Origin of the sequence: Nocardia gamkensis NBRC 108242 (assembly GCF_001612985.1) — a bacterium.
Lineage (GTDB): Bacteria > Actinomycetota > Actinomycetes > Mycobacteriales > Mycobacteriaceae > Nocardia > Nocardia gamkensis.
The window spans coordinates 54303-68783 of record NZ_BDBM01000008.1 but is presented as its reverse complement, the minus strand read 5'-3'; the positions used below and the strand labels follow the sequence as shown (position 1 = coordinate 68783).

Sequence of the window (14481 nt, the reverse complement as noted above, 5' to 3'; positions counted from 1 at the left end):
TATAGCAGGCGGTGATCGCTCCGCCGCGGCTCAGCCGATGACGGCGTTCATGATGGTGCCGGCGCTGGTGGCGATCACCCCGCCGATCATGGCTCCCGCCACCATCTTCGGCGACTCGAGCCCGCCGCCGGTCCACTTCTCCCAGGCGAAGCGCCCACCGGCGTAGATGATGCCGCAGATGCCCGACAGGAGGACGAACCACGTCAGGTAGCGGACCAGTTGGAGGAACTTGTCGGAGATCGGCGGCGCTTCTGGGGTGGGATTGCCGATCTGCGCCAAGGTGTCGAAAGCGGCGGCCATGATCATCGTCGTTCGCTCATTCTGGATTCGGGACAGGGGCAAGTGAATCGCTGAGAAGATCGTATCCGTTCGCTCGCCCCGATGCAGTCAGGTCGGTGCAGCGCAGGGAAGTTCGTGTTTCCGCTGCCCGCGCCCGGGTAGCCGAACTCGTGTCCGGCCGCGGCGGATCCGCGCCGTGCGCACACCGCGGCGGGCCGCATGCCCGTATCCTGGGCGTGGCCGAATTCATCGGTGGTCGAACAGTTTTCGCATAGCGGCTGGTCGACGCAGGGTTGTATTCGAGCGTAGAGGGAGTAGACGGTGAGCATCATTCTGGCGTCGGTCGGCGATTCGTTCACGACGTTGGCGCAGATCGGCAATCCGACCCCGGAGGCTCCGCCCCTGGCGGACAAGCTCTTACAGTTCGTGCGGTATCTGACCTGGTTCGCGCTCGCGTCCGGCATCGTCAGCATCATCTACGCGGGCGGCAGATTCGCCTGGGAGAAGTGGAGCGGCGGCGGATTGCAGTCGCCGAAGATGATCGCGGGGGCGATGCTCGGCGGGGTGGTCGCCACCAGCGCGGGCACCATCATGAACACCGTTCTGGAGTTCTGACCGCAGGCGGTCGCGGCGATCCTGGCGGCGCGCCTTCGTCGGTGACGACGAGCGTGCCAACGCCGGATCGCCGCCCGTGGCACTCGCCGGGGACTCCGCCGAATTCGGCTCCTCCTCCTGAGATTGCCCCGCTGACCTGCGATTTTCGCTGCGGAGGGCGGTTATACTCCGGTGCGGATCTCGCGGTGCCCGATAGGATCGGAGGCGGAGCAGGATCATGGACGACTGGACCGAGGGCGAGTTCACGGTGTCGCGGCGCACGGCGCTGGGCATCGCCGCGACATCGGTGGCCGCGTTCGGATTGGCTGCCTGCGGCGAGGCCGAGCACAGGAATCCCGTCCCCCGGGACGCCGCCACGATCGCCAAGGACGCCTACGAATTCGGGTACCCGCTGGTGCTGATGGACGTCACCCGGATGGCGGCGGAGGCGTCCATGCCCGTCAACCGGTTCGAGCACGCGTCGTCGCTGCCCACCCCGGCGCAGCGCGAGGTGGTGCGGCTGGACCGGGACACTTTGCGGTCGACCGCGTGGCTCGATCTGTCGAACGAGCCGATGGTGCTGAGCGTCCCCGCGATGGACCGGGGCCGGTTCTGGTTGGCGCAGGTGCTGGACGCCTGGACGAACAACGTGCACAACCCCAGCGGTCGCCGTCCGCAGGCGCGATCGGTGTTGCCGCCCTACACCTACGTGGTTACCGGCCCGCGCTGGTCGGGTGACCTGCCCGCCGGGCTGACCCCGTTGCCGATGCCGACGCCGACGGTGTGGCTGATCGTCCGGATCCAGGTCGACGGCGAGAGCGATCTGCCCGCTGTGCACTCTTTGCAGCAGCGGTTGCGGCTGGCTCCGTTGAGCGCGTGGGTGGCGGGCACCGAGCCGCCCGCCGCGCCACCCAGGGAGGGGATCGCGCAGCCACCGCCGGAGTGGGTCGACGAGATGGACCCGAAGGTGTTCTTCGATCGGATGTGCGCGTTGATGGCGGTCGATCCGCCCGCGCGTGCGGACGAGCCCGCCATGCGGCGCTTCGAGACGATCGGCATCCGGCCCGGCGGCACGGTCGAAGGCCTCTCGGACGTGGAACTCGCCGCCGCGGTGGAGACCGCCCAGCAGCAGATCCCGGTCTATCTGGGCGCGCGGACGGTCAACGAGAACGGCTGGCTCATCGACCCCGACGTCGGCCGGTTCGGCACCAACTATCTGCTCCGCGCCGCCATCGCGAGGGTGGCTCTGGGCGCCAGTCCGGCGGAGGACGCCTTCTATCCGACGCTGTTCGCCTCGACCGGCACCGGCACCGGCGATGGCGGCACGGGCCGATTCCGGCTGCACTTCGCACCGGGTCAGCTACCGCCCGTCGACAACTTCTGGTCGCTGACCGCCTACGACGCCGACAGCTACCTGGTGCCCAACCCCGCGGAGATCTACGCGGTGGGCCATCCGGAGCCGGTGACGCTCAACCCCGACGGGTCCACCGACATCGCGGTGCAGTACACCGATCCCGGCCCTTCCGTTCCCGCCGGGAACTGGCTGCCCATCCCCGAAGCCGGTCAATTCTCGCTGACCCTGCGGATGTACGCGCCGAAGGAGGAGGCCATCCACGGCCGTTGGCGTCCGCCGCCGTTGGTGCCGGTGCTCTGACCCGCACCGCCGCACGTTCCCGGCCGCTCGCCGGGCGCTGACCAGCTATTTTCCCGCCGGAGGTGGTTATACTCCGGAACGGACCCGGCTCGGCGACCGATCGGATCGGAGACGGAACAGGATCATGGACGACCGGACCTACCGTGAATCCGCGCTGTCGCGGCGCACCGTGCTGGGGATGGCGGCGTCGGTGGCCGCGCTCGGCGTGGCGTCGTGCGGCGGATCGGACGAGGACGACTCGGCCCACCCGACGGTGACCAGCGAGGCCGGAGCGATCGCCAAGGACGCCTATGTGTTCGGCTTTCCGCTGGTGCTGATGGACGTCGCCCGGATGGCGGCGGAGGCGTCCACGCCCGTCAACCGGTTCGAGCACGCGACCTCGTTGCCGACCCACGCACAACGGAACGTGGCGCGGCCGGACCCGGACACGCTGCACTCGACCGCGTGGCTCGACGTGACGAACGAGCCGATGGTGCTGAGCGTCCCCGCGATGGAAGGGGGCCGGTTCTGGTTGGCGCAGGTGCTGGACGCCTGGACGAACAACGTGCACAACCCGAGCAGTGTCCGGCCGCAGGCGCGGTCGGCGTCAGCGCCGTTCACCTACGCGGTGACCGGCCCGGGCTGGTCGGGTGCCCTGCCGGAAGGTCTCACGCCCTTGCCGATGCCCACGCCGACGGTGTGGCTGATCGTGCGTATCCAGGTCGACGGCGAGAAGGACCTCGCGGTGGTGCGCTCGGTGCAGGAGAGGTTGCGGCTGGTTCCGTTGAGTGCGTGGAGGGCGGGCGCCGAGCCGCCCGCGAGTGGACCGCCCAGCGGGCAATCGGAGACGCGACGCCCGGTCGATCAGGTCATGGGGATGAACGCGCGCGACTTCTTCGATCGGATGTGCGCGGTGCTCGCGGTCGATCCGCCCGCTCCCGAGGACGCGCCCGCCATGCGCCGTTTCGCGGCGATCGGCATCCGGCCCGGCGGCGCGGTCGAAGGCGTCTCCGAAGGTGAACTGACCGCCGCGGCCGACACCGTGAAGCAGCAGCTCCCGGTGACGCTGGGCACGAATACGGTCAACGACAACGGCTGGGTCTCCGACCTCGGGGCGGGCCGGTACGGCACCGACTATCTGCTGCGAGCGGTCACCGCGTTCGGCGCGCTCGGCATCCCGCTGCCCGAGGACGCGCATTACCTCTTCACGGCGGTCCCCGCCGGCTCCGGTCCTTTCCGGCTGCACTTCGCATCGGGCGAGCTGCCGCCGGTGGACGCGTTCTGGTCGCTTGCCGTCTACGATGCCGCCGATTACCTGGTGGCCAATCCGGCCGAGATCTACTCGATCGGTCACCATGTGCACGTCGTGCTCAACGCGGACAGCTCCCTCGACCTCACGCTTCAGCACGATGATCCGGGTTCCGGCGTCCCCGTGGGCAACTGGCTGCCCATCCCGGAATCGGACCCGTTCTCGGTGACCCTGGCGTTGTTCGCACCGAAAGCGGCCGTCTTGCAGCGGCGTTGGCAGCCGCCGCCGCTGATCACGCTCTGACGAGCCGGTCTGCGTATCCACCCCGGCGAGACCCGGGCGCGCCGAAAAAGTAAACAGGGTTTACTAAACACTGTTCACGAAGCCTGGTTCTGTGGTTGCATGTCCTTGACCGTGTCCCCTGCATCGTTGTCAGGTCTGCGCCCAGACCGCCGTAGGAGTTAGCCGTGACCGTGACCACGCCCTCGATCCCCACGGGATTCGACTTCACCGACCCCGACCTGCTGGCCACCCGCCTGCCCATCGGAGAGTTCGCCGAACTGCGCCGCACCGCCCCCGTGTGGTGGTGCGCGCAGCCCGATCGGGCCAGCGGGTTCGACGACGGTGGCTACTGGGTCGTCTCCAAGCTCGCGCACATCAAGGAGATCTCGAAGAATCCCGAGGTGTTCTCCTCGCACGAGAACACCGCCATCATCCGGTTCAACGAGGAGACCACGCGCGAGCAGATCGACATGCTCGGCGACATGCTGCTGCTCAACCTCGATCCGCCCAAGCACACCAAGACCCGCCGCATCATCTCCAAGGGCTTCACCCCGCGCGCGGTGGAGAGCCTGCGCGCCGCGCTGACCGAACGCGCCGCGCGGATCGTGCACGAGGCGAAGAAGTCCGGCAGCGGCGACTTCGTCGAACAGGTCGCCTGCGAACTGCCGTTGCAGGCCATCGCCGAGCTGCTCGGCATCCCGCAGGAGGACCGGAAGAAGATCTTCGACTGGTCCAACCAGATGATCTCCTACGACGACCCGGAGTTCGACGGCGATCACCACGCCGCCACCGCCGAGGTGATGGGTTACGCCTGGAACATGGCCGAGCAGCGGCGCGCCTGCCCGGCCGAGGACATCGTCACCCAGCTGGTCAACGCCGACATCGACGGCGAGCACCTCGGCTCGGACGAGTTCGCGTTCTTCGTCATCCTGCTGTCGGTCGCGGGCAACGAGACCACCCGCAATTCGATCACCCACGGCATGAAAGCGTTCGTGGACCACCCTGAGCAGTGGGAGATCTACCGGCAGCAGCGCCCGCGCACCGCGCCCGACGAGATCGTCCGGTGGGCCACGCCGGTCACCGCGTTCCAGCGCACCGCGACCCAGGACACCGTGCTCGGCGGCCAGGAGATCGAGAAGGGGCAGCGGCTCGGATTGTTCTACAGCTCGGCCAATTTCGACGAGGAAGCCTTCGCGGATCCGTTCACCTTCGACGTGCTGCGCGATCCCAACCCGCACGTGGGTTTCGGTGGCACCGGCACGCACTACTGCGTCGGCGCGAACCTGGCCAGGCTGCAGATCGATCTGATGTTCAACGCCATCGCCGACGTGATGCCCAACCTGCGGCAGGTCGCCGAGCCGGTGCGGCTGCGGTCGGGCTGGCTGAACGGAATCAAGCGCTGGGAAGTCGAATACGCTTGAATCGATCGGTGCAACAGTCCAGACCACGGGGTCGCGCGCCGGTGGTGACCGACACCGACATCCGGCGGGTGGCCAGCGCGCTGCTGGTCGAACGCGGACCCGATGCGGTCACCCTGCGCGCCATCGCGCGCGAACTCGGTGTCACCGCGCCCGCGCTGTACCGGTACTACAACTCGCTGGAAGACCTGCTGGAGCGACTGCGGCTGGACTTCTGCGCCGACCTGGCGGCGGAACTGACCGCCGAGATCGCCACGCTGCCCGACGACGGCGCCGTGCAGTTCTTCGCCATCTGCCGTGGCTTCCGGCGCTGGGCGCTGACGCACACCAGGGAGTTCACCCTGGTGTTCGCCTCGCCCGGCGCCGGGCAGGCCCGCGCGCTGCGCCGCTTCGACGAGCCCTTCGGCCGGGTCTTCCTGGCCGCGGCGGGCAGGCTGCTGGCCACCTACGACATCGTCACGCCGTCCACCGACGTCATTCCGCCGGGGCTGCGCGAGGACCTGGTGCACTTCCAGACCGAACTGCTGGCCGCGCTGTCGGAGTCGAGCCAGAAATTCCCCGCCGAGAAACTGGATCTCGGGGTGACGTATCTGATGATCCAGATCTGGGCGCGGCTCTACGGGCACGTCACACTCGAGGTCTTCGGGAACTACCCGATCCCGCTGGACAATCCGGAGATCCTGTTCGACGCGATGCTCGCCGATCTGGGCCGCACGGCGGGCTTGCTCACCGAGTGAGACCGGGTCAGATGCGGGCGCCCTTGGCTCGGTTGCACGCGCGGCACAGGATCTGGAGGTTCGCCGCGCTGGTCGCCCCACCGCGGCTGAGCGGAATGATGTGGTCGAACTCCAGGTAGTGCCCGTCGCCGCACTCGACGCACCGGCCGCCGTCACGCTGCCACACCTGCGCCTTCACTTCCTGCGAGATGCTGCGGGTATCACGCTGGCCCGGAGTGAGGACGAGACGTTTGGCCACGCGCAGCGCGCCTTCCAGCGCGGCCGAGACGTAGTCCGGATCGTCGACGGCGAACGTCGCGCCGCCGCGCGCGGAGGTGGCCGCGATCACCACCGCGCCTTGCTCCGCGTGCACGGAAACCACTCGTGACCAGAGCATCTCGATACCGGTGTCGGCGCCGACGAATCGCAGCTTCTTATTGCTGCCGATCAGCCTGCCCTCGGTGAGCTTCGGGCCGCGCGCGAGCTGACGGACGTGCGTCGCGGGCAGGTCGAGGTGCACCTTCTCCTCGGGGTCCAGATGCAGTCCGGGCGTGCGGACCACCGGCAGGTCACCCGTGCGCAACCGATAGAGGGTGTTGCCGCGATGCATCCGTCTGCGCAGGTCATCGATCAGCGGTCCGCCGAGGCCGAGTTCGGTGACCGCCTGCTCGAACAGTTCCAGCTCCGCGTCCCTGACCTCGCTGTCGGCGAAGGCGAACGTGACCAGCCGCTCCACATAGCTGAGCGCCGCGTCGCGCAACGCCGCGCGTCCGGCTTCGGCGACGATCCGCTGATAACGCAACGACGCCCACAGCGCCGCCCACTCGGGGCCGCGCGGACCGTGGCCGGTGAGCACCCGCCAGGCGCGGGTGTGCCAATGAACGAGGTATTCCTCGATCTCCTCGGCACACCTCTGGCACGGGGCGAACCCGCCGAAGAACTTGCGGCGCAGCGGGCTTGCGCAGCGAGCGCAGTGGCGGTCGCCGCGCGGAGGGGGCAGGTACCGGTCCTCGGTCCATCCTGCGCCGTCCCACCAGCGCATGCGCTGCGGGTTCTCCGGATCCGGGTGCCAGTCCGCGCGTTCGGGGTCCGGGGGCGGTGGGGGAGGTGCGCTTTCGGGGGTGTAGCGGTTGAGATCGACCGGACGGGGGGTGTGCGGGAGGGGAGCGGTGTCCGCGCGGCCGAGCACTTCGGTGTGTGGCCATGCGGTGGTGCCGGACCCTGGCGCTTCGGCGCCTTCGGATCGCCCGGATGGGTTCTCGGCCTGATGGTCGTGCTCGCGGACGCGTTGCACCGGAGCGTGTTCGGCGGCGACGTTCGGTGCGTCCGTTCGCTCGGCCGCGGCGGATTCCCCGTTCCTGCGCGACTGCCCGGAGGACAACGACCCGTGCGAGACGTGCCGGGGCTGGGCGAAGTCGTGGCGATCGGCCCGTTCGGCCGAGTCGAGGCCGGAGTCGGCGACGGCCTGAAGTCGTTCTCGAGCCGGTGCCGCCGCGGCCGATCGGTGTAGCCGGAACGGGTTGGTGGGATGGGTGGTGCGGGCTGGCGCCGACGGGTCGTCGACCTGCACGCCGAACTCGCCGACCAACCCGGCCAGCCCGCTGGACCAGCCCTGGCCGATCGCGCGGAACCGCCACTGCCCGTCGCGGCGGTAGAACTCGCCGAACATCAGCGCTGAGACCGCGTCCGCGTCGTCGATCTCGAACGCCGCGACCACCCCGTCGACCGAGTGCACGGCGACGGTCAGCTCCCGGATGTCGCCGAAGGTGCTTCCCTCCACCGATCCGGATACGACGATGCGTTCGACGTCCGCTTCGGTGCGCGGCAGCGAGACGCTCAGCCGCGCGGTGCCCGGCGCGGGTTCCTGATCGAGCGTGACCGCCTGGGAGACGTGGCGCGGCGCGTTGTAGAACACCAGGTCCCGATCCGAGCGGACCGTGCCGTTCGCGTCCAGCAGCAAGGCGTGCGCGTCCACCGCGTGCTCCGATCGCCATGAAACAACCACGGCTAGAAGGGATGTCGGTACCGCTGCGTTCGCGCCCTTGCTGAGTTTCATTGTGCTCGAACTATGCCACGCCCCTCCGACACGCCGAACGCGCGAGGGGAGGTCCTTCGGCGGGGCGTGCGGCACAGTGTTCCCCATGACGAACCCGAAACGCCCGGGTCGTAAGCCGCCGACCCCGAGACTGCCCAGCGGGCGCGTGCCCGGCCCCGCCGACGTCCTCGCCGCCGCCCAGGCGGCGGTCGAAGCGGCGCAGACGGCCGCGGGCCAAGCGCTGGAAGCCGCCCAGCTCACCGCGACCTCGGCGTTCGACACGGCGGTGCGGCTGCCGCCCGCGTCCGCGCAGCTGGCCGCGCAACTGCCCGGCCTCATCGAGAACCTCTCGACCGCGATCGAGCGGCTCAACTCCACCATCGATCGGCTCGACCGCACCCTGGCCCTGGCCGATCCGGCCTTCGCGGCCTACGACCGGCTGCTGCCCCGGCTGGAAGCGATGATCTCGCTGGGTGAGGACCTGTTCGGGCGTCTGGCGAAACTGCCCGGCATCGCCTTGCTCGGCAAGCTGACCGGCCTGAGCACGGCCGAAGAACAACCCGTCGAGCAGCCCGCCCGGCGAAAGCCGACGAAGCGGCGCAAATAGTCGAGAAGGACGCTCGCGTTCAGCGGTGCGCGTGGTCGGCGGCCGCGCGCAACGTGGCGGCCGCCTTGAGCAGGACCTCGTGGTACTCGCCGGCCGGGTCGGAGTCGAGCACGATGGCTCCGCCCGCTCCGATCCGCCAGCGTCCGCCGTAGCGCACTGCGGTACGGATCACGATGTTGAGGTCGGCGGTGCCACCGAGCCCGAGGAAACCGATCGTGCCCGAATAGACGCCCCGCGCTTCGGTTTCCAGCGCATCGATGATCTCCATGGTGCGCAGCTTCGGCGCGCCGGTCATCGAGCCGCCGGGAAAACAGGCGCGCAGGCAATCGACCACGCCGATCTCCGGTTGCAGCCTGCCGCGCACCGTCGAGACCAGTTGGTGCACGGTCGCGTACTGCTCGGTGACCATCAGCTTCGGGACATACACACTGCCGATCTCGCAGACCCGGCCCAGATCGTTGCGCAGCAGATCGACGATCATGAGATTCTCCGCCCTGGTCTTCGGGCTGTCGGCCAGCTCGCGGCGCAGGCGCTCGTCCTGCTCGGGTGTCGCGCCGCGCGGCGCGGTCCCCTTGATCGGCTTGCTCTCCACGATGCGGCGGCGGTCGACCTTCAAGAAGCGCTCCGGCGACGAGCAGGCGATGTCCAGGTCGTCGAAGCGCAGGTAGGCGGCGTACGGGGCGGGGTTGCACCGGCGCAGCGTGCGGTAGAAATCGAGGCCGTCGGCCGCGGCGGCGGGGATCGTGGCGCTGTCGGTCAAGTTGATCTCGTAGGATTCGCCGGCGTGCAACCGCTCCTGGCAGACCGCGATGTCGGCGAGATAGCGCTCCCGGCCGCGGGTGAGCAGTGGCTCGACGGCGTCATCGTCCGGCGGCACCTCGAGCGGCGGCGGATTCGTCCAGGTCGGAAGGCTGTTCAGGGTTTCGCGGGTGTCGCGCAGCCAGTCGGCGGCGGATCGGGCGGTCTCCACGTCGTCGCTCAGCGCCAGCAGGTGCGTGCGCCCGCCGACGTGGTCGACCACCACCATCCGGTCGGCGAAGATCCACTGAGCGTCCGGGGTCGGGGCGCGGTGAACCGCGTTCCCGCCGCAGTCGGCTTTCACCTCGTAACCGAGATAACCGACGTAGCCGCCGACGAAATCGAAGGGCAGATCGGGCAATTCGAGCCGGCGCGTGCGCAGCTCGGCGGCCAGGAAATCGAGGATGCCGCCCGGTGCGGTGCGCCGATGCCCGTCGGAGGACTCGACGGTCACCTCGCCGTCGCCCACGCGATAGCGCAGCACCTCGGCCAGCGGACCGCTCGCGTCGCCCAGGAAGGAGAACCGGTCGGCTCCGGGCTCCACATGCTCGCTGTCGAGCCAGAACGCCGTCGGGGAGTTGCCGTACAACTGCACGAACGCGCGCTCGGTATCGATCGGCCGTTCGAGCACGGCCCGCTGGAGCCGGTAGGTCCGCGGCATGGAACGCATCGGGCCCGTACGCCCAGCGGATGACGCGCGATCGAGTTCGACGGCCGCGGCGGGGAACTGCTCGGCCGCGAGCGGCACGGGCGAGGCCGCGTCGGGGAGGGGGAATCGTGCCAGGACCGGCTCGGCCACGCGATCACGCGCCGGGGCGATCGACGGGTTCCGCACCGTGGAGGCACGCCTGCTCCGGTGCGCGGCGGTGAGCTTCGCGAAGTTGCGCAGCAGTGCCGCGCCGAACTCGCTCGCGATCGATTCCGGATGGAACTGCACGCCCCACTGCGGGCGCGCGCGGTGCCGCACACCCATCACGACGCCGTCACCGGACAGCGCGGTGACCTCGAGATCGTCCGGCAGCGGTCGCAGCGCGCACAGCGAGTGATAGCGCACCGCGGTGAAGCCCTGCGGAATCCCGGCGAACAGATCGCGGTCGTCGTGCTGGATGCGGTCGAGATACCCGTGCCTGGCGGCGGGCGCCTCGGCGACCACGCCGCCCGCCGCGACCACGATGCCCTGGTGGCCCAGGCACACCCCGAGCAACGGCAGGTCGCTCTCGACGATCACCGCCGTGGAGATTCCCATGTCGCGTGCCACGCCCGGCCGTCCCGGTCCGGGCGAGACCACGACGTTGTCGAAGCGGCCCAGATCGAGTTCGGCGACCGTGCGCGCCTCGTCGTTGCGCACGACCGCCGGCTCGACGCCGTTCACCTCGCTGATCAGCTGGTAGAGGTTGTAGGTGAACGAGTCGTAGTTGTCGATCAACAGCGTGTGCATGGTGCTGGAAACCCTACGCCGCACCGGTCGGAGCTAAACTGTTGTCGTCTGCCTTCAGTTCGGGTCGGCGGGTGGTGCACAATGTGGTGCATGTCTGTTGCGCAACCGGTCGATGTGGATCCCGCCGTCGTCGACTTCGCCGTCGTCGGAAAGTGGATGGATGAGCAGGGTCTGTCCGGGGGTGAGTTCGAGGATGTGATCGCGCTCGGTGGCGGAACGCAGAACATCATGCTCCGCTTCACGCGCGGCGGCCGCACGTACGTGCTGCGCCGTGGCCCGAAGCACCTGCGCGCCAAGAGCAACGACGTGATCCGGCGCGAGGCCAGGCTGCTCGGCGCGCTGGGCGGCACCGAGGTCCGCGCGCCGAGGGTGATCGCGGCCTGCGCCGACGAGTCGGTGCTCGGCGCGGTCTTCTACCTGATGGAGCCGATCCACGGCTTCAATCCGCAGAACGAACTGCCCGAGTTGCACGCGGGCGATCCGGAAGTTCGCAGGCAGATGGGCCTGTCGGCGGTCGAAGCCATCGCGCGGCTCGGTGCGCTGGACTACCAGGCGCTCGGCTTGGCCGACTACGGCAAGCCGGAGGGCTTCCTGGAGCGCCAGGTGCCGCGCTGGCTCGGTGAGCTGGAGTCGTATTCGGCCAACGAGGGCTACCCCGGTCCGGAGATTCCCGGCGTGGCGGCGGTGGGCGAGTGGCTGGACCGCAATCGCCCCGCGCAGTGGACTCCCGGCATCCTGCACGGTGACTGCCATTTGGCGAACATGATGTTCGAGTTCGACGGCCCGCAGGTGGCGGCGATGGTCGACTGGGAGATGTCCACCATCGGCGATCCGCTGCTGGACCTCGGCTGGCAGATCGCCACCCGCCCGGAACCCGGTACCACCGGCGCGGCGCTGGTCGGCAAGCTCGGCGCGGTGGGCGGTCTGCCGACGGCCGAGGAGATGATCGCGCACTACGGGCAGTTCTCCGATCGCGACCTGAGCGCGATGCCCTGGTACACCGTGCTGGCCTGCTTCAAGCTCGGCATCGTCCTGGAGGGCACGCACGCGCGCGCGTTCGCCGGAAAGGCCCCCAAGGAGGTCGGCGACTTCCTGCACGCGATCACGCTGGAACTCTTCGAGCGGGCGCAGCGGTTGATGGAGTGACTGTCGGGATGTGCCCGATAGTTGACCGGATATCGGTGGAAGGCGCTGTCCGGCCGCGCCTAGGTTGAGCGCATGCCGATCGTTCCCGATGTCAAGGACTGGACCTGGGTGTTGAGCCGCCCCTGTCCCGAATGCGGTTTCGACGCCGCCGCGACCGCCTACGAAGCCGTGCCCGCGTTGATCCGGGAGACGGCCGTCCGTTTCGCCGCGGTGCTCGACCGCCCCGGCGTGCGCGCGCGGCCGGACGAATCGACCTGGTCGGAGCTGGAGTACGGCGCGCACGTGCGCGACGTGTGCCGCATGTCCGACACTCGCCTGGGCCTGATGCTGACCGACAACTCCGAGGGGGAGCCGCCGCGCTTCCCGAACTGGGATCAGGACGCGGCCGCGGTCACCGACCGCTACAACGAGCAGGATCCGGCCGTGGTGGCCGTGCAGTTGGCCGAGGCCGCCGAGCGGGCGGCGCTGGCTTTCGAATCGGTGCCACCCGAGCGGCGCGGTCTGCGCGGTGCGCGCAGTGACGGAGCGGAGTTCACGGTGGAGTCGTTCGCCCGGTACATCCTCCATGATCTCTTGCACCACGTGCACGACGTCCGCGGGTGAACGCATCGCCGAACTGTAACGCGTTCGGCGCCGATGTCACGCTTTGCCGACGAATTTTCCGGCCGGTACTAGAACGCGTTACATTTTTCTCGTACTGTGGGTGCAGTCACATGAAAGCACGTGCATGCGAGAGGGTCGACAGGAATGAAGACGAAGGGCGCGATCCTGTGGGGGATCGACCAGCCGTGGTCGGTGGAGGAGATCGAGGTCGGTGACCCGGTCGCCGGCGAGGTGCAGATCCGGATGGAAACCGCCGGTATGTGCCACTCCGACCACCACATCGTGACCGGCGCGACCCCGATGCCGTCCTTCCCTGTGATGGGCGGGCACGAGGGCGCGGGCGTGATCACCAAGCTCGGCCCGAACTGCCCGGCCGACCTCCAGGTCGGCGACCACGTGATCCTGTCGTTCATCCCCGCCTGTGGCCGCTGTCCGGCCTGCGTGGCAGGACACATGGCACTGTGCGACCTGGGCGCAGGCCTGCTGATGGGGCAGGCGATCAGCGACGGCACCTACCGCATCCAGGCCCGCGGCGAGAACGTCATCCCGATGTGCCTGCTGGGCACCTTCGCGCCGTACATGACGGTGCACCACACCTCCGTGGTGAAGATCGATCCGAGCATTCCGTTCGAGGTGGCCTGCCTGGTCGGCTGTGGCGTCCCCACCGGTTTCGGCTCCTCCACCCACGTGGCGCAGGTGGCGCCGGGCGAGACCGTGGTGATCGCGGGCATCGGCGGCGTCGGCATGAGCGCGTTGCAGGGTGCGGTGCTGTCGGGCGCGTCGAAGGTGGTGGCCATCGACCCGAATCCGTGGAAGCGCGAGCAGGCGCAGAAGTTCGGCGCCACGCACACCTACGAGAGCATGGCCGCCGCGATCATGCCGCTGCTGGAGGCCACCGAGGGCCGGATGGCCGAGAAGGTCATCCTGACCATGGGCGAGATGCACGGCGAGTACATCGAGGAGGGCCTGATCCTCACCTCGAAGGCGGGCACCCTGGTGGTCACCTCGATGGGCCGGATGGACGAGAACGACGTCAAGCTGAACAGCTTCCTGCTGTCGATGTTGCAGAAGACGGTGAAAGGCTGCATCTTCGGCGGTGGCAACGCCCGCCAGGACGCGCCGCGCCTGCTGTCGCTGTACAAGGCCGGCCAGCTCAACCTGGACGACATGGTCACCCGCAGCTACTCCCTGGAAGAGATCAACCAGGGCTACCAGGACATGCTGGACGGCAAGAACATCCGCGGCATCATCAAGTACACCGAGGCCGACTGGTAGAGCGCCCTCACCGCCGCTCGGCGAGCGCGGTGACGATCCGTGCGATCAGGTCGTACGGCACCGGTTCGCCGAGCCGGAACCGCAGCGTTCCCTTGCCCGCCCGGTACCGCTCGAGCTCGCGTGCCAACGCGGGATCGCCGTCCGGGATCGGGTAGAGGCTGACGTGCTGCTTCCACCCCGCGAAGTGCACGACGTCGCGGCCGTGCAACCGGAAGGTGGGGATGTCGTAGCTGATCGCCTCGGTGGCCTCCGGCAGGGCGGCCTGGATGGTGCGCCGGATCGCGTCGAGGATGCCGCGCGCGTCGTCGGGGAACGCGGCGAGATATGCGTCTACGGTGGCCGGTCGGTCTGCCATGAGCTCCCTCGATTCCACGGTCGGTAGCTGGACGGCGAGTGCCTCCCGAGTGT

General features: G+C 69.0%; 13 protein-coding genes. 9 read left to right on the top strand and 4 right to left on the bottom strand.

Annotated elements, in window-relative coordinates; genetic code table 11:
- Nucleotides 1–30: 30 nt before the first annotated feature.
- Nucleotides 31–306 carry a hypothetical protein gene (locus tag NG1_RS09385; protein ID WP_040865712.1) on the bottom strand — a complete coding sequence of 92 codons (276 nt, stop codon included), beginning with the start codon at nucleotides 304–306 and terminating at the stop codon, nucleotides 31–33.
- 294 nt (nucleotides 307–600) lie between these two features.
- On the opposite strand from NG1_RS09385, the gene NG1_RS09380 reads away from it, so the two are divergent.
- The 5 genes from NG1_RS09380 (at nucleotide 601) to NG1_RS09360 (ending at nucleotide 6192) form a co-directional block, all read left to right on the top strand.
- Nucleotides 601–894, top strand: coding sequence for a hypothetical protein (locus NG1_RS09380; protein WP_040865713.1), 294 nt, complete (start codon nucleotides 601–603; stop codon nucleotides 892–894).
- 217 nt (nucleotides 895–1111) lie between these two features.
- Nucleotides 1112–2527 carry a DUF1254 domain-containing protein gene (locus NG1_RS09375; protein WP_062969664.1) on the top strand — a complete coding sequence of 472 codons (1416 nt, stop codon included), beginning with the start codon at nucleotides 1112–1114 and terminating at the stop codon, nucleotides 2525–2527.
- A 124-nt stretch (nucleotides 2528–2651) separates the two neighbouring features.
- Nucleotides 2652–4058: a DUF1254 domain-containing protein gene (locus NG1_RS09370; protein ID WP_062969663.1), complete on the top strand. Its 1407-nt coding sequence runs from the start codon at nucleotides 2652–2654 to the stop codon at nucleotides 4056–4058.
- 170 nt (nucleotides 4059–4228) lie between these two features.
- On the top strand, nucleotides 4229–5458 hold the full coding sequence (locus NG1_RS09365) for a cytochrome P450 (protein ID WP_040865828.1): 1230 nt from the start codon (nucleotides 4229–4231) through the stop codon (nucleotides 5456–5458).
- Nucleotides 5459–5466: 8 nt separating this feature from the next.
- Nucleotides 5467–6192, top strand: a complete 726-nt coding sequence (locus NG1_RS09360) for a TetR/AcrR family transcriptional regulator (protein ID WP_062969662.1) — start codon at nucleotides 5467–5469, stop codon at nucleotides 6190–6192.
- A 7-nt stretch (nucleotides 6193–6199) separates the two neighbouring features.
- On the opposite strand, the gene NG1_RS09355 is transcribed toward NG1_RS09360, so the two are convergent.
- Nucleotides 6200–8227 carry a TerD family protein gene (locus tag NG1_RS09355; protein ID WP_084498802.1) on the bottom strand — a complete coding sequence of 676 codons (2028 nt, stop codon included), beginning with the start codon at nucleotides 8225–8227 and terminating at the stop codon, nucleotides 6200–6202.
- Between the two features lie 85 nt (nucleotides 8228–8312).
- Between NG1_RS09355 and NG1_RS09350 the strand changes: the two genes are divergently transcribed.
- A complete protein-coding gene (locus tag NG1_RS09350) occupies nucleotides 8313–8813 on the top strand; it encodes a hypothetical protein (RefSeq protein WP_174315422.1) in 501 nt (166 codons plus the stop codon).
- A 19-nt stretch (nucleotides 8814–8832) separates the two neighbouring features.
- On the opposite strand, the gene pabB is transcribed toward NG1_RS09350, so the two are convergent.
- Nucleotides 8833–11049, bottom strand: a complete 2217-nt coding sequence (gene pabB / locus NG1_RS09345) for an aminodeoxychorismate synthase component I (protein WP_062969660.1) — start codon at nucleotides 11047–11049, stop codon at nucleotides 8833–8835.
- Nucleotides 11050–11139: 90 nt separating this feature from the next.
- Between pabB and NG1_RS09340 the strand changes: the two genes are divergently transcribed.
- The 3 genes from NG1_RS09340 (at nucleotide 11140) to NG1_RS09330 (ending at nucleotide 14073) form a co-directional block, all read left to right on the top strand.
- Nucleotides 11140–12195, top strand: coding sequence for a phosphotransferase family protein (locus NG1_RS09340; protein ID WP_062969659.1), 1056 nt, complete (start codon nucleotides 11140–11142; stop codon nucleotides 12193–12195).
- A gap of 72 nt (nucleotides 12196–12267) precedes the next feature.
- Nucleotides 12268–12798 (top strand): DinB family protein, encoded by a 531-nt coding sequence (locus NG1_RS09335; RefSeq protein ID WP_062969658.1) that lies wholly within the window; start codon nucleotides 12268–12270, stop codon nucleotides 12796–12798.
- A gap of 144 nt (nucleotides 12799–12942) precedes the next feature.
- Nucleotides 12943–14073, top strand: coding sequence for an NDMA-dependent alcohol dehydrogenase (locus tag NG1_RS09330; protein WP_062969657.1), 1131 nt, complete (start codon nucleotides 12943–12945; stop codon nucleotides 14071–14073).
- A 7-nt stretch (nucleotides 14074–14080) separates the two neighbouring features.
- Here the strand turns inward: NG1_RS09330 and NG1_RS09325 are convergent, their stop codons facing one another.
- On the bottom strand, nucleotides 14081–14428 hold the full coding sequence (locus tag NG1_RS09325; RefSeq protein WP_062969656.1) for an iron chaperone: 348 nt from the start codon (nucleotides 14426–14428) through the stop codon (nucleotides 14081–14083).
- Nucleotides 14429–14481: the final 53 nt, after the last annotated feature.

Coding starts and splice junctions, on each gene's coding strand:
- NG1_RS09385 (WP_040865712.1), bottom strand. CDS start 306: ATGATCATGGCCGCCGCTTTCGACACCTTGGCGCAGATCGGCAATCCC.
- NG1_RS09375 (WP_062969664.1), top strand. CDS start 1,112: ATGGACGACTGGACCGAGGGCGAGTTCACGGTGTCGCGGCGCACGGCG.
- NG1_RS09370 (WP_062969663.1), top strand. CDS start 2,652: ATGGACGACCGGACCTACCGTGAATCCGCGCTGTCGCGGCGCACCGTG.
- NG1_RS09355 (WP_084498802.1), bottom strand. CDS start 8,227: ATGAAACTCAGCAAGGGCGCGAACGCAGCGGTACCGACATCCCTTCTA.
- NG1_RS09350 (WP_174315422.1), top strand. CDS start 8,313: ATGACGAACCCGAAACGCCCGGGTCGTAAGCCGCCGACCCCGAGACTG.
- pabB (WP_062969660.1), bottom strand. CDS start 11,049: ATGCACACGCTGTTGATCGACAACTACGACTCGTTCACCTACAACCTC.
- NG1_RS09340 (WP_062969659.1), top strand. CDS start 11,140: ATGTCTGTTGCGCAACCGGTCGATGTGGATCCCGCCGTCGTCGACTTC.
- NG1_RS09335 (WP_062969658.1), top strand. CDS start 12,268: ATGCCGATCGTTCCCGATGTCAAGGACTGGACCTGGGTGTTGAGCCGC.
- NG1_RS09330 (WP_062969657.1), top strand. CDS start 12,943: ATGAAGACGAAGGGCGCGATCCTGTGGGGGATCGACCAGCCGTGGTCG.
- NG1_RS09325 (WP_062969656.1), bottom strand. CDS start 14,428: ATGGCAGACCGACCGGCCACCGTAGACGCATATCTCGCCGCGTTCCCC.